Source organism: Pseudomonas guariconensis (assembly GCF_015680235.1).
GTDB lineage: Bacteria > Pseudomonadota > Gammaproteobacteria > Pseudomonadales > Pseudomonadaceae > Aquipseudomonas > Aquipseudomonas guariconensis_A.
Genome location: NZ_JADLJL010000004.1, coordinates 79,792 through 104,520 on the forward strand (window position 1 = coordinate 79,792; position 24,729 = coordinate 104,520).

18 protein-coding genes are annotated in these 24,729 nt (G+C 62.4%); 1 reads left to right on the plus strand and 17 read right to left on the minus strand.

Annotated elements, in window-relative coordinates:
• The first annotated feature begins 208 nt into the window (after positions 1–208).
• Positions 209–1,516, plus strand: coding sequence for an OprD family porin (locus IRZ56_RS04835; protein ID WP_196143882.1), 1,308 nt, complete (start codon positions 209–211; stop codon positions 1,514–1,516).
• A gap of 144 nt (positions 1,517–1,660) precedes the next feature.
• Here the strand turns inward: IRZ56_RS04835 and IRZ56_RS04840 are convergent, their stop codons facing one another.
• The 17 genes from IRZ56_RS04840 to tssA form a co-directional block, all read right to left on the minus strand.
• Positions 1,661–3,325, minus strand: a complete 1,665-nt coding sequence (locus IRZ56_RS04840) for an FMN-binding glutamate synthase family protein (RefSeq protein WP_196143883.1) — start codon at positions 3,323–3,325, stop codon at positions 1,661–1,663.
• A 224-nt stretch (positions 3,326–3,549) separates the two neighbouring features.
• The gene (locus IRZ56_RS04845; protein WP_196143884.1) at positions 3,550–4,935 is read right to left on the minus strand and encodes a flavin-containing monooxygenase; all 1,386 of its coding nucleotides are present in this window, start codon (positions 4,933–4,935) and stop codon (positions 3,550–3,552) included.
• A 467-nt stretch (positions 4,936–5,402) separates the two neighbouring features.
• Positions 5,403–5,753 carry a hypothetical protein gene (locus IRZ56_RS04850; protein WP_196143885.1) on the minus strand — a complete coding sequence of 117 codons (351 nt, stop codon included), beginning with the start codon at positions 5,751–5,753 and terminating at the stop codon, positions 5,403–5,405.
• Positions 5,754–5,813: 60 nt separating this feature from the next.
• Positions 5,814–6,956, minus strand: a complete 1,143-nt coding sequence (locus IRZ56_RS04855) for an ankyrin repeat domain-containing protein (RefSeq protein WP_196143886.1) — start codon at positions 6,954–6,956, stop codon at positions 5,814–5,816.
• Positions 6,953–11,326: an RHS repeat-associated core domain-containing protein gene (locus IRZ56_RS04860; protein WP_196143887.1), complete on the minus strand. Its 4,374-nt coding sequence runs from the start codon at positions 11,324–11,326 to the stop codon at positions 6,953–6,955. The genes IRZ56_RS04855 and IRZ56_RS04860 overlap by 4 nt, the downstream gene beginning before the upstream one ends.
• Positions 11,327–11,339: 13 nt before the next feature.
• Positions 11,340–11,774, minus strand: coding sequence for a DcrB-related protein (locus tag IRZ56_RS04865; protein ID WP_196143888.1), 435 nt, complete (start codon positions 11,772–11,774; stop codon positions 11,340–11,342).
• 15 nt (positions 11,775–11,789) lie between these two features.
• Positions 11,790–13,724, minus strand: coding sequence for a type VI secretion system tip protein TssI/VgrG (gene tssI, locus IRZ56_RS04870; RefSeq protein WP_196143889.1), 1,935 nt, complete (start codon positions 13,722–13,724; stop codon positions 11,790–11,792).
• Between the two features lie 23 nt (positions 13,725–13,747).
• Entirely contained in the window at positions 13,748–16,423 is a 2,676-nt protein-coding gene (gene tssH / locus IRZ56_RS04875; RefSeq protein ID WP_196143890.1) for a type VI secretion system ATPase TssH, read from the minus strand.
• Entirely contained in the window at positions 16,416–17,465 is a 1,050-nt protein-coding gene (gene tssG, locus IRZ56_RS04880) for a type VI secretion system baseplate subunit TssG (RefSeq protein WP_196144011.1), read from the minus strand. The genes tssH and tssG overlap by 8 nt, the downstream gene beginning before the upstream one ends.
• On the minus strand, positions 17,429–19,291 hold the full coding sequence (tssF, locus tag IRZ56_RS04885; RefSeq protein WP_196143891.1) for a type VI secretion system baseplate subunit TssF: 1,863 nt from the start codon (positions 19,289–19,291) through the stop codon (positions 17,429–17,431). Before tssF ends, tssG begins: the two co-directional genes overlap by 37 nt.
• Positions 19,288–19,803, minus strand: coding sequence for a type VI secretion system baseplate subunit TssE (tssE, locus tag IRZ56_RS04890; protein WP_196143892.1), 516 nt, complete (start codon positions 19,801–19,803; stop codon positions 19,288–19,290). Before tssE ends, tssF begins: the two co-directional genes overlap by 4 nt.
• Positions 19,797–20,210: a hypothetical protein gene (locus IRZ56_RS04895; protein WP_196143893.1), complete on the minus strand. Its 414-nt coding sequence runs from the start codon at positions 20,208–20,210 to the stop codon at positions 19,797–19,799. Before IRZ56_RS04895 ends, tssE begins: the two co-directional genes overlap by 7 nt.
• Before the next feature lie 23 nt (positions 20,211–20,233).
• On the minus strand, positions 20,234–20,674 hold the full coding sequence (locus IRZ56_RS04900) for a type VI secretion system amidase effector protein Tae4 (RefSeq protein WP_196143894.1): 441 nt from the start codon (positions 20,672–20,674) through the stop codon (positions 20,234–20,236).
• 70 nt (positions 20,675–20,744) lie between these two features.
• Positions 20,745–21,233 carry an Hcp family type VI secretion system effector gene (locus tag IRZ56_RS04905; protein ID WP_196143895.1) on the minus strand — a complete coding sequence of 163 codons (489 nt, stop codon included), beginning with the start codon at positions 21,231–21,233 and terminating at the stop codon, positions 20,745–20,747.
• A gap of 86 nt (positions 21,234–21,319) precedes the next feature.
• The gene (gene tssC / locus IRZ56_RS04910; RefSeq protein WP_196143896.1) at positions 21,320–22,813 is read right to left on the minus strand and encodes a type VI secretion system contractile sheath large subunit; all 1,494 of its coding nucleotides are present in this window, start codon (positions 22,811–22,813) and stop codon (positions 21,320–21,322) included.
• 10 nt (positions 22,814–22,823) lie between these two features.
• Entirely contained in the window at positions 22,824–23,339 is a 516-nt protein-coding gene (gene tssB / locus IRZ56_RS04915; protein WP_196143897.1) for a type VI secretion system contractile sheath small subunit, read from the minus strand.
• A gap of 72 nt (positions 23,340–23,411) precedes the next feature.
• Positions 23,412–24,446, minus strand: a complete 1,035-nt coding sequence (tssA, locus tag IRZ56_RS04920) for a type VI secretion system protein TssA (protein ID WP_196143898.1) — start codon at positions 24,444–24,446, stop codon at positions 23,412–23,414.
• Between the last annotated feature and the right edge of the window lie 283 nt (positions 24,447–24,729).

The window sequence follows — 24,729 nt, forward strand, 5'->3', positions numbered from 1 at the left end:
TCACGACTTTTTGACATTCCGAAGCAGGGGCGGCTAGGATTCGTCCAACGCCTGCTGGCCATGACTTGGCCATGCTTCTGAACAAGGCCCGCTCCCGACCATGGCGGGCCTTTCAGTCTGGATCCGCATAGCGTCGAACCTACGAAGGGGCGTTGGTTCCTGGCGTCATAGTGCAGAGCGTTTTTGATTAAGAAATAAGGAAAACAAGATGTTGAAAACCAGGATCAGCCTGGTCGCACTGGCGATGATCGCCGCGACCCAGGCCCAGGCCAACGAGCAGGCCGAAAGCAAGGGCTTTATCGAGGACAGCCACGCTAACGTCCTTCTGCGCAACGCTTACATCAACCGCGACAAGAAGCATAGCACCGACGACCAGATCGAGTGGGGCCAGGCCTTCATCGGCACCTTCAATTCCGGCTTCACCCAGGGCACCGTGGGCGTGGGCGTCGATGCCTTCGGCCTGTACGCCATCCGCCTGGACGGCGGCAAGGGCCACAACGGTGGTGCTGGTGTCGACTTCTTCAAGCCGAGCGACACTGCACCGGCCAACTCCCCGCACAACCTCGCCCGTGGCGGCGCGGCAGTGAAGTTCCGTGTTTCCAACACCGTGCTCAAGTACGGTGACCAGATGCCGGCCCTGCCCGTGCTGCAATACGACGACGCCCGCCTGCTGCCAGAGAGCTTCACCGGCACCCTGATTACCTCCAAGGAGATCAAAGGCCTGGAGCTGAACGCCGGTCGCTTCACCCAGGAAGCGCGCAAGAGCGCCGAGGGCCGTGACAGCGGTGGCCTGAAGTCGATCAACGTGTTCGGCGGTAGCTACAAGTTCACCGACAACTTCACCGCGGCGCTGTACACCGCCGACAACGAAGATGTCATGAAGAAGCACTACCTGGGCCTGAACTACGTCTTCCCGATCGCGGCCGACCAGTCCCTGACCCTGGACTTCAACGGCTACAAGTCGGACATCGACAACAAGTACGTGCGTGCCGCCGGCCTGAACGGCGACTCCAACACCATCTGGAGCCTGGCAGCCACCTACGCCTTCGGCCCGCACTCGATCACCTTGGCGCACCAGCGCAGCACCGGTGACACCGGCTACAACTACGGCTGGTACCAGAACCGTGGTGGCGTGGGCGACGGTGGTTCGACCATCTACCTGGCCAACTCCTACTGGTCCGACTTCAACGCCGAGGACGAACGCTCCTGGCAGTTGGGCTACGGTCTGGACTTCGGTGCCTTCGGTATCCCAGGCCTGACCTACAAGGTCGCCTATGTAGTGGGTGACAACATCAACACCCGCAACGCGGCCAACCCGCAGGGCTTCGGTGAGGGCAAGGAACGCGAGATCTTCAACCAGATCCGTTACGTCGTCCAAGAAGGCCCGGCCAAGGACCTGTCGGTCAAGCTGCGTAGCTCCTTCGTACGCACCAATACCGCAGTCCGCCAGAACGGCTACAACGACGACGGCAACGAAGTACGCGTATTCGTCGAGTACCCGATCAGCATCTTCTGATCCTGATCGCGTCTCTCGAAAGCCCCGGTTCGTCCGGGGCTTTTCTTTTCAAGTTCCCAATCGCGGGACAGCAGCGCCGAACCTGAGAGCTGCGCAGTACTTGTGAGAGCGGGCTTGCCCCACGATTGGGACGCGCAGCGCTCCTTATGCTGGAGTCGTTTCCTTACGGCGTATCACCGCCGCCATCGGCATCGCCTCTACCGTTTGCGGCGCAAAACTGTCACTGCGCGCCATCCGCCACATCCGCCCATAGAACTCGCTCTCGATCGAGCCGCTGAGCAACTCGCCGGGCTTGAGAAACTGATGCAGCTCCGAAAACAGGCTGATCTGGCTGGGGCTGATACGTCGCGCCAGGTGCTTGGGCTTGAGCTCCGACGGATGCTCGAGGCCCGCCGCCGCAAGCATCTCGGCCAGCGCATGCAAGGTGTTGCGATGAAAGCTCGCGACCCGCTCGGCCTTCTCCGGCACCACCAGTGCGCGCTGGCGCAGTGGGTCCTGGGTGGCAACCCCGGTCGGGCACTTGTTGGTGTGGCAGCTCTGCGACTGGATGCAGCCGATGGCGAACATGAAGCCGCGGGCCGAATTGACCCAGTCCGCGCCGATGGCCAGCACGCTGGCGATGTCAAAGGCACTGACGATCTTGCCCGCCGCACCGATGCGAATGCGGTCGCGCAGGTTCAGGCCCACCAGGGTGTTGTGCACGAACATCAGCCCTTCGCGCATCGGCACGCCCATGTTGTCGCTGAACTCTCTGGGCGCTGCGCCCGTGCCGCCCTCCTTGCCATCGACCACGATGAAATCCGGGGTGATACCGGTGGCCAGCATGGCCTTGGCGATACCCATGAATTCCCAGGGATGGCCCAGACAGAATTTGAAGCCCACCGGCTTGCCGCCGGACAGTTCGCGCAGGCGACCCACGAACTGCAACAGCTCAACCGGGGTGCGGAAGGCGCTGTGAGCGGCAGGCGAAATGCAATCCTCTCCGACTCGAACGCCTCGGGTGGCGGCGATTTCCGGGCTGACCTTGTGCCCCGGCAAGATGCCGCCATGGCCCGGTTTGGCGCCCTGACTGAGCTTGATCTCGATCATCTTCACCTGCGGATCGCGCGCCTGCTCGGCGAAGCGCGCCGGGTCGAAGCGCCCCTCTTCGGTACGGCAGCCGAAGTAGCCGCTGCCGATCTCCCAGATCAGATCTGCGCCATGCTCGCGGTGGTAAGGGCTGATGCTGCCCTCGCCGGTGTCATGGGCGAACCGGCCCAGGCGTGCGCCCTTGTTCAAGGCCTCGATGGCGTTGGCGCTGAGGGCGCCGAAGCTCATCGCCGAGATGTTGAAAATCGATGCCGAATACGGCAGCTGGCACTGCGGCCCGCCGATGGCGATGCGAAACGAGGCCGGGTCCGGCGTTGCCACCGGTAGCATCGAGTGGCTGATGAATTCGAAGCCAGGCTTGTAGGCATCGTTGAGCGTACCGAAGGCCTTTTCGGCGCTTTCATTCTTGGCCCGGGCATACACCAGCGAGCGCTGGGAGCGGGAGAAGGGCAGCTTGTCGTCATCGCCCTCGATCAGGTACTGGCGGATCTCTGGGCGGATGGTCTCGATCAGGTAGCGAATATGGCCCAGGATCGGGTAATTGCGCCGCACTGCGTGGTGGCTCTGGCGCATGTCGTTGAGACCGACCAGGCTGAGCAGGGCGGTCACCAGCGTGAATGGCCAGACCCAGACGTGCCGGGCAAGAAATGGGAAGCTGGCGAACGTGAACAGCAGGCAGGCGGCCAGGCAGGCGTAACGGGTGGAGAATGCGTGTTTCATGGATCCATCGCTGACGGGATGACCCGATCTAGGATAGGCAAAGGCCACGCGGGGAAAACCAGGGGTTTCGGTAAAAGACTGTTACCTGGCTGTGAAGCAGACCGCTTTATGAAGAACCACCCCGAACAAAAAACCGTTAGGGGCTCCTGGCCGAGGCTGCGCTCAAGGTGTTGCAGGGGCAATGAAGCGCGGTACCTCGTTGCCCTGCAACAGTCGGGTTGGGTTCAGCCCTTGTCCTGCCTGAGAGCGCGCACGTCACCCGGCTCGGCGGTCTCGCGCAGGTATTCCTCCAGTGAGTCGTCCAGCGCCTGCAGCCAGCGCGTGTGATGGGGCACGGCGGCGGTGCCGGTCATCACCGAACGGTAGGAGCGGTCGCGGTAGCCCATGATGTCGTGCTTCTTGTCGTTCTTCCATTTGAGGAAGATACGGTTGACGGCATCGATGTCGAAGCTCGGGTAGTCGGTCTGGCTGATCAGGTGCTGGATATGCCGGCCCTGGAATTCATACATCGATGCAGTGGTTTCCAAGGCCTCCTCTTCGGCGCGCCAGCGCGCGCTGTCGGCTTGCATGCCGGCCTGGTCGGGCAGGCGAATGCGGCCGAGCATCACGTCGCGGGCGAACCAGGCCTGGGCGTCGAACAGGTTGAAGCTGTACCAAAGGTCCTGCATGCCCAGGTACATCAGCTGCGGGTTGGCCTCCCACACTACGCCCTGGTAGAGGCCCAGCGGCCACAGGCGATTGCTGGTCCGCAAGGTCAGCTCGTCGGGCAGGAACGGGAAGTGGTGCTGGTAGCCGGTGCACAGGATGATCGCGTCCACTCGCTTGCTGGAACCGTCGGCGAAGTGCGCCACATCACCCTCGACGCGTTGCAGTTGCGGGCGCTCTTCCCAGCCTTTTGGCCATTGGTAGCCCATGGGCTGGGTGCGGTAGGCGCTGGTGATCGAACGTGCGCCGTACTTGTAGCACTGCGAGCCGATGTCCTCGGCCGAGTAGCTGCTGCCGACGATCAGCACGTCCTTGCCGGCGAATTCCAGCGCATCGCGGAAGTCATGGGCATGCAGGATGCGCCCGGAAAAACGCTCGAAGCCCGGGAACGACGGCACGTTCGGCGTCGAGAAATGCCCGCTGGCCACGACCACATAATCGAATTCCTGCTCGATGCCCTGGCCGGCGGCATAGTCGTGGGCGGTGACGGTGAAGGTGCGGCGCTCAGCATCGAAGCGCACCGCCTTGACCACGGTGTTGAAGCGGATGTACTGGCGCACATCGGCTTTCTTCACCCGTCCCTGGATGTAGTCCCAGAGCACCTCGCGAGGCGGGTAGGACGAAATGGGCCGGCCGAAATGCTCGTCGAAGCTGTAGTCGGCGAACTCCAGGCACTCCTTCGGCCCGTTCGACCAGAGGTAGCGATACATGCTGCCGTGAACCGGCTCGCCATGCTCGTCCAGCCCGGTACGCCAGGTGTAGTTCCACATGCCGCCCCAGTCGGCCTGTTTCTCGAAACAGACGATGTCGGGCATGGGCTCGCCCTTGGCATGGGCGGATTGGAAAGCACGCAGTTGCGCCAGGCCAGACGGGCCGGCGCCGATGATGGCGACACGAATAGTCATGAAGATGTCCTGTTAACACAAATCAAAGGCAAGACCTCCCCAACCCCGAACGGCAATGGGCCTAGGGCTGTGGATGGGCGAAGGCTTCAGGTGTCAGCAGGAAGGCGGAGGCACGGGACGCTTGCGTTTGTGCGCCAGCAGCATGTCCCGAGGCGGGATCGACAAAGTGTGGAACAGTGTCGAAAGTGGAGAACAGCCGAGGGTGGAGCGGACAACGGCAGGGAAGGGCCCGGTGGCCTTGCCGAGCAAACCGGCAAGCGGGCCATGGGACCGATAGATACGTGTGATCTCGTGCATGGGGGCTTGTAATGCCTCTTTTCTTTATGGATGCCTTTTTAGCTATAGCGCATCGATGGAAAGCATTTCAAGGTTTGTCTTCGTAGGGCCGTGGGTAGAGCGTGTCCTCGGCCTGCTGCATAGAACACCGCGATCACCCGGATTGGGTGGTTTGGCGTACATCCATTTGCCTAGGAGGGCGGGTTCGACGGGATACCGATTTTTTCGCACAAATAGACGAACAACTGCTGGGCCAGGCCCTGGGCATGCTCGGATTTCACGGCCAGGTTGAAGAAATAATACTGGTCGAACAGGTATTCAACGTCGCTGCGGGGAATCAGGCAGAACTCGATGTAGGCGCTGTAGAGCTTCTTCACGTCTTCGGAAATCTGTTCCAGATCGCCTGGAAGATTGGTCACGTCGTAGAAGATGTTCTGGTAGCGCTCATTGACGTCACTGATCTCGATATAGGGAACATGGCGCTTCTCGCACGCCTCCCAATGCGCCTTCTGCGTGGTACTGGTGCGAAAGGTGAAGTTCATCATTGGTCCTTGTACTTGAAATCGGTGACGTGAGTCATTTTTCCGGGCGAGCGCGCCGTCTCAATCCGGAGCGCTCAGAGCCAGGGCTTTCCAGCTGGCCTTGCGCTTGCGTTCGACGAGCGTTACCAGCGCCTCACCCGTTGGAGCGCCTTTGCGAGTGAACTTCACCGGTGCCAGGGTCAACAAGTGGACCTTCTCGCTCTCTGGAATAGCGTCATCGCTGTCGCTTTGACTCCAGGATTTGTCTACCACCAGCAGTGCATCTACCTGTGCCGGCCATGGCAGATCGGAGAATGCGTCGTCTTCACGCAGAATCAATGCCCCCTCGAGCAACGGCCCTTGCCCGAAGGTCCGGTGGGATAAACGTGACAGTACCCGTACCGGGAAGCGCCACGGATCGTTCGGGTCTCCATCGATGTGAGGTAGTGCCCAGTCCCCGGGAAGGCAGATGAACAATTCCGTCATTGGCGCAGCCTGGAACAGGCCGACCGTGAACAGCAACTTGAACTCGTTCTTGCCGTCTACAAGGCTGATATGCAGGCTGGCGCGAGGGTCTTCGGCGCTTGGGCTGAAAACCTGTGGCAGGACACGACCTACAGTGTCGTGCACGAAGTTGAGGATTGAGTTACCACCTTCGGGCACTTCGTCGTTGCGGATGTCATGGATGCTCTTGCCGCCATGGGCCCGCAGCAGCCCGGCGATTTGCTCATGTTTCCAGGCAAGGGCGGCATCCACGGCGCTGTAGTTGCCCACGCGATGCAGCCGGTTGACGGCAGCACCGTGGCGCAGCAGCAGTTCGACGATTGCAGGGTGACCTGCAATCGTTGCAGCCAGCAGCGGCCCACAAATGCTGTCGGGTTGCCCTTCTACCTGAGCACCGACATCGAGCAGATACTGGCAGGTGCTGGCATGACCACCGCCGGCAGCGAGCTCCAGAGGGGTTGCGCGTCCATGTCGACGGGCTGGACAGTCCAGTTCCAGACCTCGCTCGATTAGCAAGGCGCATACTGCATCCTGGCCAAAGCGAGCGGCTATATGCAGCAAACCTTCGGCGTCGGGGTTGCCGAAGCGTGTCAGCGACAGCAGTTCGGGATGAGCATCGGCGACCTGGCGGACATCCTCGAGCGCCCCTGCTTCCACGGATTTGTAGAGTTGGTTGAGCAGTGCTTCGTGCGCTGCATAACGGGCTTGTGAATCGTTCATCGGCCGACTAGTTCCTGTGTGAATTCCTGGCGCAGCTCTGCAAGCACGCGTTCGACTTCTTTCAGACCGAGGTGTTTCACCTCGTTCAAACGAGTGAATACTTCCTTGGCAGCGGCGACGGTATGGGTTCGACCACCATTCCTTGCCCACGTGAAGTTGCGCGGGTCGGTGTTGATGTCGATGCCAAAGTCTTTCATGATTTTTTGCGCACCAAGGATGTAGGCCCGGTTTTCCGGTTTCCAATTACCTGGCGCCGACTCACGTACCACATGATGGCGGTGTGGATTGACCATGCCGGCGGGCTTAGGGCCCATATTGTCACGGTCCTCCTTGCTCAACCTGCACACTGCCAGGCCATGAGGGTCGATCCAGGTGGCGGGGTTTGGGGCGTAGCGATAGAGATTCAAGCCGCCCGCCAGGCCGATCGGGTCGGGTTGGGTGAAGCGTCCGATATCCGGGTCGAAATAGCGGAACAGGTTGTAGTGCAGACCTGTTTCCCGATCCAGATACTGGCCTTGGAAACGCAGGTTCTGCTCCTCGACCATGGGCGCTTCCCGAACTTCCTCCACGGTGTTGCCCCACACCTGATAGCGCGCTTTCCAGATCACCTCGCCAGTGCTGGCCGTGAGGCGCGCAGGTAGGCCGCTGAGGTCGTTGTGGAAATAGCGCACCTGTTGATGCGCGCCGTTGCCATCAATTCGGGCCAGCGGTTCAAAACTATCGCCCATATACAGGTATACGCTTTCCAAGCCATGTCGTTGCTCTCCTAGCAGCCGGTAGCCGTCCCAGCTGAACAGGGTTTGCATGAGCAATCGGCCGTACGCATCGTATTGACTTTTTTCCACCCGCCGCCCCAGCGGGTCATAGCGCATGCGTACCACACGCTCATGGCCGCCTTGCCGGCTCCGCACCTCGACCAGACGTTGTTCGGCGTCATAGCGCAGTTGTTGTACGCCTCGTCGTGCGCTGCGCTTTTCGACCAGCCGGCCAAAGGCATCGTAGCGATAACGTTTGTCTTGATAGGTCAGCACACGATTATGGCGTACCAGGCCGCCTGACATGCCATCGAGCAGGTTGCCTGCCGGGTCATAGGCAAAGCGCTCGTCGTTGCCATCGGACGACTGGCACGCCACCACCCGTTGAGTGGCGTCGTGTAGCAGCCACTGTTGCAGTTGTGTCCCAGGCATCTGGTCGAGGCGACTTTGAAGACTGTCCTGCAGGTCATACTCGAAACGTTGTTGCACGGGGGCGGGCATGTGTATTGCGGCGCCGCGTACCCTGCTCGAACGTGCGCGCAGCCGGCCGTTACGGTCATATTCGCTACGGGTTTCCAGGGTGCCCTGGGTCCTGTGGACTTCACGGTGCAGGCGGTCGCGTTCGAAATCGCTGATCAGCGTACCGTCAAGATTGATTTGGTGAAGGTGGCCGCTGCCATAGTAAAGCTGATTCAGGACCCGACCATCGGGTAGCACCGTGCGCAAACGATTACCCAATTCATCGTACTCATGCTGCAACGTACCTGCAGAGCTGCTCTCGGTGACGATTCTACCCAGGGCGTCGTAAGTGAACGTGAGCGGGTCACGATTGCCTTGGGCATCGGTGAAGCAGGCTTGGAGCAGAAGGTCGCGCTTGTCGTACCGGTAATCGGTGCGTCCATCGCTGGTAATCTTCGCGAGCAGTCGGCCTCCGGCGTCACGTTCGTACCGATGGCTGATGGCTGCAGGCGGATGTTCGGGCACCAGTGCCAGGCCATCGCCATGGGGCGCTGGCAGTTGATCCAGCTGCAGTAGCCCATCGAGGGCATCGTATTGATAGCGTCGGGAGCTGCCATCCAAGTCGTGACGCTGGACCAGCCGGTCGCCTGCATCCCAGTCGAAACGGTAGTGCTCACCGTTCTCATTGAGCAGCACAAGCAATCGACCGTAAGGGTCGTAGCGATGTTCGACAGCCCGCCCCAAGGCGTCCACATGGCGGAGCAACAGGCCTCGTCGGTCATATTGGTAGCGCTGGCTGTGACCGCCGGGGTCGGTATGGCGCAGAAGCAGGCCAGCTCCATCGTATTCCAGCTGTTCGCGTCGTCCGTCGGGGTAGACCACTTCCAGCAGGCGACCCTGGATATCGCGTCGGTACTCGGTTCGCTCACCTAGGGCATCGATCGAGCAGACCAGATGGCCTCGGTGATCATACTCCAGGCGGGACGGGTACCCCGAGCAGTCGATCAGCATGGTGAGGCGTCCCAGGTCGTTCCATCTCAGTTGCCTGGTCTTGCCATTGGCGTCGGTGATTTCGGTGGCGCGACCCTGTCCGTCATAGCGTATGTGCGTGCTGTGGCCGAGTGGGTCGGTGCGGCAAATGCAGTTGCCGCGCTGGTCGTAGCGGTAATGCCAGGTATTGCCGGCGCGGTCGGTCCGTTGCCTAGGCAGCGCCCAGTGCTCCAGCCATTGGGTCGACTCGCTGCGACCCAGAGGGTCGCGGACCTGCATCAGATTGCCGGATTCGTCATAGTCGAAGTGCCATTGTCCATCCGCCGGGTCGGTGGCATTAAGCAACTGGCGTTCATCGTTCCAATCGAAGTGCCAGGTCAAGCCCAGTGCATCGGTGAAGCGGGTGACTTGGTACTGGCTGTTCCACCGACGCGTGCTGACTCTTCCTAGGCCATCAGTGACGCGGGTCTGGCCTGCTGCAATGTCATAGTCGAAGCGATATTCGTCGCCCGCGTCGCTCCAATAGCGAGCCACGCGCCAGCCATCCTCACTGCGGGTCCATTCATAAAAGCAGCGTAGGCCGGTCGGCAATCGATGTTCGACCATGTGCCGTTCGGCATCATAGACAAAATGTCTTGTCGTCTGGTCATTCGCTGCGCGGACTTCGGCCAGTGAGCCAGCATCGTCGTAACCATAGCTGACGAGCCGCTCGCTGCTGCCATCTGCGTAGCGTCGTTCGACATGAGCGAGTCGCGTTGGCCACCGTGCGCTGTAGTGCAGCTCCAGGTCTACCAGACCGAAAGTGTCACGCAATCCGTGCAGACGCCCCAGGTCGTCGTAATCGAGGTACACGCGGTTATCGTTGCGGTCCCCCACCTGCCCTAAGCGCAGGCGCTCCGGAGACTCGGGCGTCGGTTGGAACAGGCGATAACGGCCATCACGATCCTCTATAAGCACTTCGCCATTGCGATCTCGGCGCACACTTAACCCTTCACCAGCGCTGTACGCTGCTTCGCCGGGAGGAATGTTCCCCATGTCGATGCAGCGTGCCTGCTCATCGATGAACAGCAGGCGCTCACCACCTTCGGGGTGTGTCTGGATATCGATGTACACTTCGTACTCGACACTCCAGCCCTGGCCTAGTAGACCATCCCGGCGCTCGCTATGGCTGTTGTAGTAACGCTGCCAGTGCAACGGGATCAGTGCGGGAATATCGAAATCCAGATCTTCGGGGCCATTGAGGATCTTTGCCCCGGTGGGCGTATGCACAGGGTTGGGTGACCCTACCAGGGCCGATGTCAGGGCGCTGGTGACCTGAGCGGTCACCAGATTGGTAATCCCACCCAACAGCATGCAGCCGAATTTGCTGGTGAATTTGCCGCCCCGTCCCCGTAGCATCATCAGCGCCGTGATAGCCAACCCGATCCCTGGCGTCTTGCCGCTGCGGATCTCACGTACGACGATCGGCTCGCCCCCGATGCGCACGTTGTCCGAAATCAATCCAGCATCGACAATCACAGCGTCGCACGTGCTGCGGTCGCCACTTCGGCACGCGGGGTGGCCGTTGATCATCACCTTGCTGGAGCCTTCGGCGAGGAATTGAGGTGGCATCGGTGGGTGCTTGCTGCAGATGACCTTGTCATCGTCCGCCGGAGCGGTATTCGGTGCCGGGGTGGCGACGGTAGGGCGCCACATTTGCGAGAAGAAACCCTTGGCCATGTCCAGGAAGGTTTCTTCTGGCTCTTCGGTCGGCGTGCCTTCGGCGCCGCCCTCCATTGGCGCTGGAGGGGCGAGCACTACCCCGGCGGCGCGAGCAGAAGGTTTACCGTTGGTGCGGGTATCCTTGGAGCCGGTGGCGATGTTCGCCTGCACCGTCGGTGGGAACAGCGCATTGCCGATGCCCTCGCATAATCGACTGAGCCCCGTATCCGCTCCGGTCTTGGCCATGACCACGCCGACCACCAGGCCGACCACCGCGCCCAGCACGAAGCAGCCCAGGCCCCCGGTAACCACGGTGATGCCCAGGGCCGCGGCCACCGCTGCAGTGGCTAGAGCGCCGATGGCGACGTTGGCGGCTACCTCGAGCACGCCGCCGACGATATCGGCGAGCATCGAGGTGTGCATGAGTGCGTCGCCTTCGCGGGCGGCCCAGAGTGCATCGGACATAAATAGTGTGTTGTCAGCCGAGATTGTCGAAGTCGAGCGATTGCTTGAGCAGCGTCCAGTGCGCAGCCTCGGCATCACCCAGCGGTTGCGGTTTGACGTAGCTCAGCGCGAACATCTTGCGCGTGCCGGGCAGTACCAGGGCCAACTGATACTGGTAGACCTTGTCCTGGCCCTTGTTGAACTGGCTGCTCAGCTCGATGGCATCGATGTCCTGGGCTGCACCGACGCGCACGGCCCGTGCCGGTTGGAAACGTAGGTCCTTGACCTGTTGTTGCAGACGCTGCAGTTGGCCATCGAAATTGCTCTGCAACGTCTCGTCTTCGGCGAGCACACTGCGGCTGACGATCAGCGAGGTGCCCAGCGCCTCGAAGCGCAGGATGTTGATGCTCGTGTCTTGCACCGTCGCATCGGGCAGGGCAAAACGAAACTCGTTGACGCGGTAGTTCATGGGATAGGTATCTCGTTACTTTCCGTCGGAGAAGATCGCCTTCACCGAGCCATCGATGGCCGATTTCACGCCCTGATCGTTGGGCGCGGTCTGCGCGCCGCTGCCGACATTCAAGTCCAGGGTGCCGTCGGTGTTGATTTCTGCATCCTTGCTGGCGTGGAAACTGAACTGCACGCAACTGAGGTTGATCTGACCGCTGGCGTTGAGCTCGATCACGCTCTTGCCGCAGACCAGGCGCAGGTTTTCGCCAGCCTCGATCAGGTAGCTGGTGCTGACGCTGTCGGTCTTGCTCGCACCTACCAGCAGCATGTCGTCGCGGCGCACGGCGCGGATGCGGTCCTGGCCGATGGTGATGGTCTCGAGCATGCCGACGGTCTGGGTACGATTGGCTCCAACCGACAAGGTCTCGTTCTGCTCGACCACGGTATCCATGTTGCGCTCCGCATGCAGGTACAACTGTTCGGCACCTTTCTTGTCCTCCATGCGGATCTCGTTGAAGTTGGCCGGGCTGCCGCCTTTGCTGGAGCGGCTCTTCATGCCGCTTTGGGTGGCACCGGCGGGCAGGTCGTAGGGTACGGCCTGCTCGGCGTTGTATACCCGTCCGGTAATGATCGGGCGGTCGGGGTCGCCCTCGAGGAAGCTGACGATCACTTCCTGGCCGATGCGTGGCACCTGGATCGAGCCCCAGTTCTTGCCCGCCGTCGCCTGGGAAACGCGAATCCAGCAAGAGCTGTTCTCGTTGGACTGGTCATGGCGGTCCCAATGGAAATGTACCTTGACCCGGCCGTATTGGTCGGTCCATATCTCCTCGCCGGCTGGGCCCACCACCACGGCGGTCTGCGGGCCCTTGACGATCGGCCTCAGGGAGCTGGCCACCGGGCGGTAGGCCTGCTGTGCGTCGATGCAGCTCAGGTTGCTCTCGAACTGCGCCGAGCCATTGCCTGCGCCACTCTCCAGACGCTCCTGGACCACGTAGTAGCGAGCGGCAACGATCAGGTATTCGCGGTTCTGGTCCTGGCGGGTGAAGCCGGTGAGGTCGAACAGGTGTCCGCTGCCCAGGCCTCTGGCGTTGCCCTTCAGTTCGATTCGCTCGTGCAGGCTTTGCAGTGACTCCAGGCGCGTGCGGGCATAGTGTTCGCCGTCCTGCGCCTGTTCATAGGCGCCCGGGTAGTCATACAGCGGATAGTCACCGGCCTGGTGGGGGCGCGGCATGGCCGAACGCACGTCGATGCGGGCGCTGGGGCGTTGGAAATCGTAGTCGTTGAGCTCCAGGGAGCCGGGTTGGACTTCCTGCGCCAGGTACCAGTCGTTGATGTGGTCGCGTTCGCGGTGCTGGCCGTCCGGCGGATAGAACGGCACCGATTCATAGCCAGGCGACTTCTGGTGCGCGCCGTAGGCATCGGCCAACACCAGCACGTGGCGGTCCTGTTCGTGACGGAAGAAATAGTAGATGCCTTCTTCTTCCATCAGTCGGCTGACGAAGTCGAAGCTGGTCTCGCGGTACTGCACGCAGTACTCACGCTCCCGGTAGGTACGGCTCAAGGCATCTTCGAAGTCGGAGAAGCCCAGGTCGCGAAATACCTGCTTGATGATCTGGGGGGCACTCAGGTGCTGGAAAATCCGACAATCGCTCGTGCGCGTCAGTAGCCATAGCCACGGACGCAGCGTCACCCGGTAGCTGGCGAACTGGCCCCGGTCGACCGATTGGCTGCAACGCGCAACGATGCCATGGAAATACCGATAGCTGGCGACGTTCACCTGCAATGACAGGCTCATCGGCTTGCCAAGCAACTGGTTGAGGTCGATGGCTGGGTCGTCGCTGATCAGTTGCAGTTCATAGTCGAACAGGCGGCCAAGCTCCTCGCTGCCGCCCATCTCGCTGAGGATCAGCACGTCCGGCCCCAGGGGGCTGTTGATCTGCGCCAGGCGCGTGAGTTGCGTGAACAGCATGGGTGATCCTGTAGGGGCCGCCGTCAGCTGGCAGCGCCGAAGTCATAATGCAGGTCATTGTCGCGGCGGCTGATACTGACGCTGGCCAGCGGCTTGCCTTCGAGCATGCGGGTGAGGAACTCACGGCTCATGTCCGGCAGCAGGCCGTTGGTCAGGATGGCGTCGATCATGCGGCCACCGCTTTCGGTTTCGGTGCAGCGTGAGACGATAAGGTCGACCACCCCGTCGTCGTAGGCGAAGCCCACCTTGTGCGTGCCTTCCACGCGTTTGCGGATGCGCTCCAGTTGCAGACGGGTGATGGCCTTGAGCATGACATCGCTGAGCGGGTAGTAGGGGATGGTCACCAATCGCCCGAGCAACGCCGGCGGGAAGATCTCCAGCAACGGCTTGCGCAGCGAGGTCGCCACCGACTCGGGATCGGGCAGGGCATTGGCGTCTTTACAGAGGCCCGCGATCAGCTCGGTACCGGCGTTGGTGGTGAGCAGGATCAGAGTGTTGCGGAAGTCGATCTGACGCCCTTCGCCGTCCTCCATCACGCCTTTGTCGAACACCTGGAAGAAAATCTCGTGAACGTCGGGGTGGGCTTTTTCCACCTCGTCCAGCAGCACCACGCTGTAGGGGCGGCGACGCACCGCCTCGGTCAGCACGCCGCCCTCGCCATAACCGACATAGCCAGGTGGCGCACCCTTGAGCGTGGAGACGGTGTGGGCTTCCTGGAATTCACTCATGTTGATGGTGATCAGGTTCTGCTCGCCGCCGTACATGGCCTCGGCGAGAGCCAGTGCAGTCTCGGTCTTGCCCACCCCGGAGGTGCCGGCGAGCATGAACACGCCGATGGGTTTGTTCGGGTTGTCCAGGCCTGCACGGGAGGTCTGGATGCGCTTGGCGATCATCTTCAGTGCATGGTCCTGGCCGATGATGCGTTTGGCCAGGTGCGAGTCGAGGTTGAGCACGGTCTCGATCTCGTTGCGTGCCATGCGCCCGACCGGGATGCCGGTCCAGTCCGCAACCACCGAGGCCACGGCCTGATAGTCCACCGTTGGCAGGATGAGCGGACTTTCGCCTTGCAGGGCGGTGAGGCGCTGTTGCAGGTCGATGAGGTGCTCACGCAGTTCGTGGCTGCCTTGCGCGTCCACGTCCTGGTCGACCACGCCCACTTGCTCGCGCAGTTGCGCGCGGGTGGCCAGCAGCTCGTCCACCAAGGCTTTCTCTTCGGCCCAACGGCCTTCCAGCTGGACCAACCGTTCGCGCTCCTCGGTCAGCAGGGCGTCGGCCTGGGCTCGACGCTGTTCGGTGACTACACCGATGGCCGCTTCACGGGCGATGATCTGCAATTCGACTTCCAGCGCCTCGATGCGCCGGCGGCTGTCATCCACCTCGGCTGGCACGGCGTGCAGGCTGATGGCTACGCGTGCACAGGCGGTGTCCAGCAGGCTCACCGACTTGTCTGGCAACTGGCGCGCCGGAATATAGCGGTGGGAGAGCTTGACCGCGGCTTCGAGCGCCTCATCGAGGATCTGCACCTGATGGTGCTTCTCCATGGTCGAGGCCACGCCGCGCATCATCAGCAAGGCCTTGGCTTCACTCGGTTCGTCCACCTGCACCACCTGGAAGCGGCGGGTCAGGGCGGGATCTTTCTCGATGTGCTTCTTGTACTCGGCCCAGGTGGTTGCCGCCACGGTCCGCAGGCTGCCGCGTGCCAATGCCGGCTTGAGCAGGTTGGCGGCATCGCCGGTGCCGGCGGCGCCACCCGCCCCAACCAGGGTGTGGGCTTCGTCGATGAACAGGATGATCGGTTTGGTCGAGGCCTGCACGTCTTCGATCACCTGGCGCAGGCGCTGTTCGAACTCGCCCTTCATGCTCGCGCCCGCCTGCAGCAGGCCGACGTCCAGGCTGCGTAGCTCGACGTCTTTCAGTGCCGGTGGTACGTCGCCGGCAACGATGCGCAGGGCAAAGCCTTCGACCACGGCGGTCTTGCCCACCCCAGCTTCGCCAGTGAGGATCGGGTTGTTCTGCCGACGACGCATGAGGATATCGACCAACTGCCGAATTTCTTCGTCACGGCCGACGATAGGATCGAGCTTGCCGCTGCGGGCCTGCTCGGTAAGATCGACGGTGAAGCGCTTGAGCGCCTCCTGCTTGCCCATCGCTGCCGGCGCCACGGCAGCGCTGGCTTCACCCGGAGCACCGGCGCTGAAACCGTCGCTGGCGGCCAGGCTGTTCTCCGGTGAATCGCCGACGTATTCGTCGAAGCGTTCGCTCAGTGCCTCGATCTTGAGCTTGCCGAACTCGCCCGACAGGCCCAGCAGGGCGTTGCGTAAGCTTGGCGTCTTGAGGATACCCACCAGCAGGTAACCGGTACGCACCTGGCTTTCGCCGAACATCAGGCTGCCATACACCCAGCCGCGCTCCACGGCTTCTTCGACCTGCGAAGACAGGTCGGTGATCGAGGTCGAGCCGCGCGGTAGGCGGTCCAGTGCATCGGTCAGGTCGCGGGCCAGGCGTGCGGGCTCCACATTGAACTGAGGGATGATGCGGTGCAGGTCGCAGTCCTGCAGTTGCAGCAATTGATGCAGCCAATGCGCCAGCTCCACGTATGGGTTGCCACGCAGTTTGCAGAAGACAGTGGCAGCCTCGATGGCCTTGTAGGCGACGCTGTTGAGTTTGCCAAATAGCGCGGCGCGGCTGATTTCACCCATGTTCCTGACTCCTTGTGACTGGTGATGTGACCGACTGCTCGGCGTAGTACCGAGCAAGCTTCAGGTCGCTTGCATCGTGCGATGGGCGGCCGAGCCAGGTATCGAACCCCAGGCGTTGGCCAGCATTGAGTTGCAGCGCGGGCACTTGGCCCTGCGCCAGGATGAGGTTGAGCTCCCAGTCCAGCTCCTGGCCCAGGTATTCGCAGATCCATGCGGCCAGCTCGACGAACGCGTGCCCACCGGGGAGCAGCGCGTGGTACTGGTCGAGGGTGAGCGGGCCGAGGCACAAGCGGAACTTGTGCTGGCGGTCCCAGACGTAGCGGCCCAGGCACAGGTCTACGCCCAGGCGATGGGCGCGTACGCCAAGTTGGCTGCGTTCGGGCAGTTCCAGCCATTGGCCGACATACTCCTCCAGCTTCACCGGCACGCCGAAGTAGCTCGCCAGGATGCTGCACAGCCCGTCCGGATAGCGGGTCTGCGCCGCCAGGTGGCCGGACCAGTGCAACTTGGCGGTATCGGGCAATGGCCCCTGCCCCTGCAGCGCCGGTTGACCTCGGCCACTTAGCGCGGCCAGGCGCGCGGCCCAGTAGTCATCGCTAGGGCGGTCATGGCTGACGGTTGGGCGAGCTTCGGCCCACGCGCGGTAGAACAAGCTCAGCAGGCGGTGGTGGAAGATATCGAGGAAGCGCTTGCTGGTCGGGTCGGCATGGTTGCGCAGGCGTTCGCGCATGTATTCGGTCAGGTGCAGCGGCAGTGGGCCGTTGGGGCCACCCAGGCCGAAGAAGAACTGCTCCAGGCGCGCCGGGCCTTCTGCTGCTGGTGTCACCGAGGCGAGTGTGGCGGGGGCGAAGCCGCAATCCAGGCGCTGGCCCAGGCGCACCGGTTCGTCGGCCAGGCGCAGCGAGTGTCCGAAGCGCGGCAGCTCGGGGTTTTCCGTTTCGAGACGACGCAGCGCCTGGAAGAAGTCGAACGCCCAAGGCTCGGCCTGCATGGCCTCTAGCGTTTTCACAGGGTTGGCCTGCGCCCGGGCTTGGCCTTCCAGCGCATGATCTCGCCACGGTCGCTGGTGCGGAGCACGGTTTCGGTGAAACTGTTGATCGATACGTAGCGCGTCAGGAAACGCTCGAACACCGCCCCCAGCAGGAACACTCCGGTACCACGGAACGCATTCTCGTCGAATTCCAAGGTGATCTCCAGGCCGCGGCCGAAGACGATTGGCCCCGGCATCGGAAGGCGGCGGGTGCAGGGTTTGCTGCTGACCTCGCGCAGGCCATCGATCTGCAGATGCAGGGCACTGTCCTGGTTGTCACCATACAGGCGCAGCAGCTCGCGCAAGGCAGCGGCGCCTTGGCCTTGCTCGGCCAGCGACAGGTAGTTCAGCGACAATTGGCTGATCAGGCGCCAGGCGCGGTTGTCGTGGGCATGGCTGGGCTTGGGGCGGCTGGGGCTGACCAGACAGCGTACGGCACCTACCGGGGCGCTGTCGGCCAGGCTGAAGTCGCTGCGCCCGTCACCGACGTTCATGAACAGCGGCAGGTCGCGGTTGCTGCACAAAGCGCTGATACCCAGCTGGCGCAGATCATGGCTGTAGGGGGCCTGCTGGCCGTCGACCAGGCTGACGAACGTCTCGCTGCCCATGTAGCTCGAGCGCGTGCCGTTGCGCCGTTGCTCGCTCGACAGCACGCGCGGTTCGCGACGCACGATGTAGTAGGCCTGGTCGCGACCATAGCGCGACGGATCGCGTACCGCATAGAACGGCAGGAATGCCTGGTCGGGCCCGGTACCGTGGCCGGTGACCTGCTGCAGCGAATGGATCTCGAAGTCGGTGGGACGGGTGCGATCGGCGATCACGTGGTGTTCGTTGACACGATCGGTGAGGTGGATACGGTCGACCCGACGTGGAAACAAATTGATCGCCGGCGTGCAGAAGGGCACGAACTGTGCCGCACCGACGCTGCTTTCCAGTGACGGGTCGAAGCGCTCGAACAGCACCAGCAGCTCCAGCTCCTGGCCGTTGCATCGCTTTACCGCCCGCTCCAGGCCAGCGAAGTCGACGAACAGGAAGCGCTGCGGCAGAGCGAAGTATTCCTGTAGCAGGCGATAGCCTTGGAACGCCTGTGGCACCACTGGCAGCGCTGCTTCGCAGTCGTCGAACCCGCACGGGAGCAGCGCCTGCTCGACCGCGATACGCTCCACCCAGTCGGCTCCCGGTTGGCGCACGAACACGGCGCAGGCACTGCCCAGCAACTGTTCGTAGAGGCGGAACGGGGTTTCATCGGCGCCATTGAGATAAAGCGGCAGGTGCGTCAGCGGCAAGCTGGAAAAGGGCACTTCGGCGCCGCTGCGTAGCGTCAGGCGCAGGCCGGCGCGCGCTTTCGGCTCGCTGGCGGCCAGGCGTCCGAGCACCGCGCCAGGGTTGCCGAAGTATTCCGCGCGGGTGACCTGCAGGGGCCACAGGGTCACGTCTTGGGTGGTGCGGAATTCGCACGGTGTCTGCGAGTTGCGGCCCAGATTGGCGCGTAGCACGCTGTCCCTGGGCAGTTGGAAACCGGTAGCGAGCGAGCCCTCGTCGGGGTCGGTCTGCAACTGGACCACGGTCATCGACGGGGTCGGTGCCAGATAGTGCGGGTAGGCGATTTCCAGCAGGTTGTTGGTGAAGGTCGGATATTCGGCGTCGAGCTTGAGCTGGACTCGCGCGGTGAGATACGCAAAACCTTCCAGCAGACGCTCGACGTAAGGATCGGCACAGTCGATTCCCGAGAGTGTCAGGCGCCCGGCGATCTTTGGATATTCCTTGGCGAACTCCGCCGCGCTTTCGCGGATGTGCTGCAGCTCCTGGTTGTACAGTTCGAGCAGGCGCGGGTTCATACGCGCCTCCGACGCTCGGCGGGAGCCACGCGCACATGGCCGGACTCCAGGTCCACTTCGGTCTGCAGCAGCAGGGGCAAGGCGGCCGGCTGGGCCCACAGGTCACCTTCGATCTCGAAGCTCAGGGCGTTGGCGTTCATTTCGCCGGGCGCAGCCTGGGCGCGAACCTTCAGCGTGTGGGCAAGGATGCGCGGCTCGTAGGTGGCGATGGCCTGGTGAATGATGCGCTCCAACGCCATGAGGTCGATGTTCGAGGCGCTGTTGCCGGCCAGGGCGGGCAGGCCGTAATTGACGACCGACGCGCCGGCAGCGGTATTCAGCGTGCTACCGGTGTCGAGCAGCGAGGTGGTATTGAGCAGCCAGGCCAGGTCGCGCAATACCGAAGCCTTGAGCTGATGCAGGCTGAGCACGCGTTTGTCCGGGGCTTCCTGCGGGTTGCCCGGGTCATCGTCGGTCAGGCGATCCAGCAGCGAAGGCTGCAGGCGGTCGCGGGCGGCGATCTCGGCTACCACTCGAACAGCCCCACGAAGTTTTTCTGATCCACTGGGCCGTTCGAGCAACTGGCGCCACGGGCCAGGATGGAGGGTTCCAGGCGCGTGCCGATCTGGCGAACAGCCTGGTACTGGCTATGGCAACGGCCAGGTTGCGACGGGTCTGGCTGCACATGGCTGACAATGATGATCTGCGCACCATTGAAGTGCTCAACGCGTGGCTTGCCGCCGTCTCGCTCCGGGCTGAGCTGGCAGGGCCAGGGCATCTCCAGTTGCAGCAACGAAGCATCGGCCTTGCGCAGCGCGCAGCGGCCTTCGTGATCCACCAGCGCAAGGGTATGCCCGGCAAGGGTGACCTCAGGCGCTGCACCCGGCGAGGTAGCGGGCGTCTGGGCACACGCATTCAAGGCGAATGCGAGCAGGAGCATCGGCAGGGTTCTGCATGCAGGTTTCATTTCAGCTCCCAGAACCAGACGGCCTTGGAACGATGTGCCTGATCGGCGAAATAGCCGGTGACCCGGCCTCTATCCCACAGGTCGATATGATCGCCGGTGCGGTTGTCGAATGCTTGCCCGGCACGGGCGAAGCAGTCCTTGAAGAAAATGATGCCGCGCTTCTCGCTCAGCTTGAGGCGATCGCTCGCGCTGCCGCTCAGTTGCAGCGGCGCGCCGAGATGGTGCTTCCACAGCCAGTTGGCCAGCGACTCCGCCCCCCGGGCATGGCCATGGGCACAGCGCGGTTCGCTGTAGGTGCCTGCGTTCACCTTGATGGTATGTTCGCCATTGAGCGCGATGCTCATGCGAATGGCGCACTGGTTATCCCAGCCGCCATCGCAAGGCGAGGAGTCGGTCGGGTAGGCATTCCACAGGTTGATGAAAGAGGGCTTGGCCATGGGTTCACCGTAAGCGGGTGAGGTGAGGGAAGGGCGCCCGCGCCAGCCAAAGCAGCGCGGGCGCGGTCGGTCAGATCTTGACGTTGGAGCGAATGTTCCAGCCGTACTTGATCGGGCCGCCTTCCTTGGTGCCGTCGGCTTTCTGCGGCTGATAGTCGACGGTGACCTTGGCGAAGTTCAGTGTCACGTTTTCGGTCAGGCGGTCATCGCTGCCCGAGCCACCGGTGCTCAGCGAACTGATGATCACCTCCTCGAGGTTGATGATCAGGTATTCGACCTGGCTCTCGCCACCGGCCTTGCGCACCGTCAGCTTGACCTTGTCGATGTGCTTGCCGCTGGAGCAGTGGGCCATCAGGTTGGGGCTGGACTTGTCGATGTACTTGGTGATGGACAGGTCCTGGATGTTGACCTTGCCGGAGCCGCCGCCGCTGCCCATGTGCATGTTGCCGGACTGGGACATGCCCCAGCTCCAGTTGAGCACGTCGATTTCGTCCTTGTGGGCCTTGTCCTGGGACTCGCCCTTGATGTCGCCGATCTTGATGAAAATATCTACAGCCATGATGTCCTCGGGATTTCGCGTCGGTTAGCGGTTCGGTGCTAATCGCAGGGGCAGCCCCACCCTGGGAGGGGGCTGCTCCGCGATGGTCAGGCCCCTTTGGCCGAAGGCAGCTTCGACACCAGGCGCAGCGACACGGTCAGCCCTTCGAGCTGGTAGTGCGGGCGCAGGTAGAAGCGCGAGTTGTAGTAACCCGGGTTGCCTTCGACCTCCTCGACCACCACTTCGGCAGCTGCCAGTGGATGCTGGGCCTTGGTGGTCTCGGTGGAGTGCGCTGGGTCGCCGTCGACGTAGTTGAGGATCCAGTCTTGCAGCCAACGCTGCATCTCGTCCTTTTCCTTGAACGAGCCGATCTTGTCGCGAACGATGCACTTGAGGTAGTGGGCGAAGCGACAGGTGGCGAACAGGTACGGCAGGCGTGCGGCCAGGTTAGCGTTGGCGGTGGCGTCCGGGTCATCGTACTCGGCCGGCTTCTGCAGTGACTGGGCGCCGATGAACGCGGCGAAGTCGGTGTTCTTCTTGTGCAGCAGCGGCATGAAACCGTTTTTCGCAAGTTCCGCCTCGCGACGGTCGGAAATGGCGATTTCGGTCGGGCACTTCATGTCCACGCCACCGTCGTCGGTGGGGAAGGTGTGCGCCGGCAGGCCCTGCACTTCACCGCCAGACTCCACGCCGCGGATGCGCGAGCACCAGCCGTAGTGCTTGAACGAACGGTTGATGTTCACTGCCATGGCGTAGGCGGCGTTGGCCCAGGTGTATTTGCTGCTGTCGGCGCCGTCGGTGTCTTCTTCGAAAGCGAAGGCTTCTACCGGGTCGGTCTTGGCCCCGTAGGGCAAGCGTGCCAGGAAGCGCGGCATGGTCAGGCCGATGTAGCGCGAGTCTTCCGATTCGCGCAGCGAGCGCCAGCCGGCATATTCCGGGGTGGTGAAGATCTTGGTCAGGTCGCGTGGGTTGGACAGCTCCTGCCAGGAACCCATGCCCATCACGGTAGGCGAGGCGGCCGCAATGAATGGCGCGTGCATGGAAGCGCAGACCTTGGACATCTCGCCCAGCAGCTCCACATCGGGCGGCGATTGGTCGAAGTAGTAATCACCTACCAGGCAACCATAAGGCTCGCCGCCGAACTGGCCGTATTCCTCTTCATAGAGTTTCTTGAATACTGGGCTCTGGTCCCAGGCGGTGCCCTTGAACTTCTTCAGGGTCTTGTGCAGGTCATTCTTGGAAATGTTGAGCACGCGGATCTTCAGCTGCTCGTCGCTCTCGGTGTTGTTGACCAGATAGTGCAGGCCACGCCAGGCGCTTTCCAGCTGTTGGAAATCGTCGTGGTGGATGATCTGGTTGACCTGGGCGGTGAGCTTGGCGTCGATGGCGGCAATGATCTGTTCGATAGAGCCGATGGCATCGTTGGAAACCAGGTTGGTCTGCGCCAGGGCCTGTTCGGCGAGGGTACGCACGGCGCTCTCGACGGCTTCCTTGGCTCGCTCGGTCTTGGGTTTGAATTCCTGCAGCAGCAGATTGGCGAATTCGCTCGCATCCTGCGTGGCGACCGATGGGGACTGGGTATCGCGTAATGGATCGTTCATGGCCGTCTCCTCAGGCGCTCGGCTCGGTGTTGGCAGGTTTAGGCGCACTGGCCAGGGCCTGGAGCAGGGCTGGGTCCTTGATGGCTTTCAGGATGATGTCTTCGGCGCCGGTCTTGCCGTCCATGTAGGTCAGCAAGTTGGCCAGCTGGGTGCGGGCCTCGAGCAGTTGGTTGAGGGCGTCGACCTTGCGTGCCACGGCAGCGGGGCTGAAGTCGTCCATGCTCTCGAAGGTGATGTCCAGGCTCAGGTTGCCTTCGCCGGTCAGCTCGTTGGGCACATTGAAGGCCACCCGTGGCTTCATGGCCTTCAGGCGCGAGTCGAAATTGTCGACATCGATCTCCAGGAATTTGCGGTCGGCCACCGCTGGCAGCGGCTCGGCGGGTTTGCCGGCGAGGTCGGAGAGCACGCCCATGACGAAGGGCAGCTGGACCTTCTTCTCGGCGCCGTACAGTTCGACGTCATATTCGATCTGTACCCGCGGCGCACGGTTGCGCGCGATAAATTTCTGGGAGCTGTCTTTCGCCACGTTGTTCCTCCTGGTCGCCGATGCGGCGGCTCTGTTTGTTGCGGGCGTCGGTGTTATGCGCCCCGAACGGCGTCAGTCGCCTTCGGGGCCGCGCAGGTTCTCGAATTGCGACAAGCCATCGGGGATCAGGTCACGGACGATGGTCGCGAAATCGGCGTTGACCAGGTGCTTCGCCCTGCGCAGTAGCACCGGCAGGGGGCTGGACGGTTCGTGGCGAGCGTAGTACTGGAGCAGGCGATCGAGGCTTTGCAGCACGTCGTCGCGGCTGTTCACTTCGTCGGAACGAGTGGTGGCACGCGGTTGGGCAGCCGGCGCGGGCCGTTGGTCGTCGTTGGCGCTGACTTCGGGGTGGGTGTCGTCGACGGCAACGGCCGGTTCGGTACCCTCCGGGCCATAGTCGATCAACACTTGCAGGGCCTGGCGCAGGGGCTGCCGGAGGGCCGACAGGTCGACGCCACTGGCCGAACCGACCTGGTCGTTGACCCGGTGCTCGATGGTGTCCAGGGCCTCGCGTGCCAGCTGCAAGGCCTGACGGCATTGCGCCAGCTGTTCCGGCTCGACATCTCGCAGGGCCGCAGCCAACTCCTCGACACTCAATTGCTCGCTGGCGAAGTGCTGGATACCTGCGGCATGCAATGCCGCCCGGAGGGTGACCGGGCCGAAGGCGCGCGAGCGTACCAGCACGGTGTCGCGCAGCAGGGCGATGTTGGTGTCGCAGGTAAGGCCAGCCAGGGCGTTTACGCGTACGGTCGGGTCGTTGTCGTCGGCGGCATCCAGTTGAGGGTGCAGGTGCAGCCAGTATTCGCCCAGCAGGTCGCGGATCAGCTCGAGGCTCGCGGCCAGGCCTGGCAAGCCGTGCAAGGCCAGGTTCGCCTGGACGAGGAAATGGGTGATGCGCAGGTCTTTGCTGCGTTGCAGCAGGGTGGTGCAAGCCTGTTCGATGTCGCGCCACTGGGGGGGCTCGGCTGCCTGTACGGCATCGCCCATGACGCGCTCGGGACGGCCTTGGGCATCACGCTCCAATTGCAGGAAATCGGGGTCGTATTCGAGGTCGTCGCCGCAGGGAAAGTCTGCGGAAACAGCAGCGAGCAGCAGCGGCGAGTTCACCAGGATTCGATCTCCATATCGGCCCTTGGCGGGGCTTCATTGGCGCAAAGTTGTTTTTGTGAACTAGCGCACAAACGTAGCGTTGAATATGTGCCTGATATCGATGTGATATCACTTTGGGATTTTCAAGATGCGCATTTATGGTTTATTTCCAAAATGATGTCAAGGTAAGCTACGCGCCGTGAATGGACACTTGTGATCGACTTGGCAAGCTATGGTTACCATTGGTCGATCAATATGAAAGTGTATTGCCGGTAAGGTTTAATACGACCTTCCGGATTAG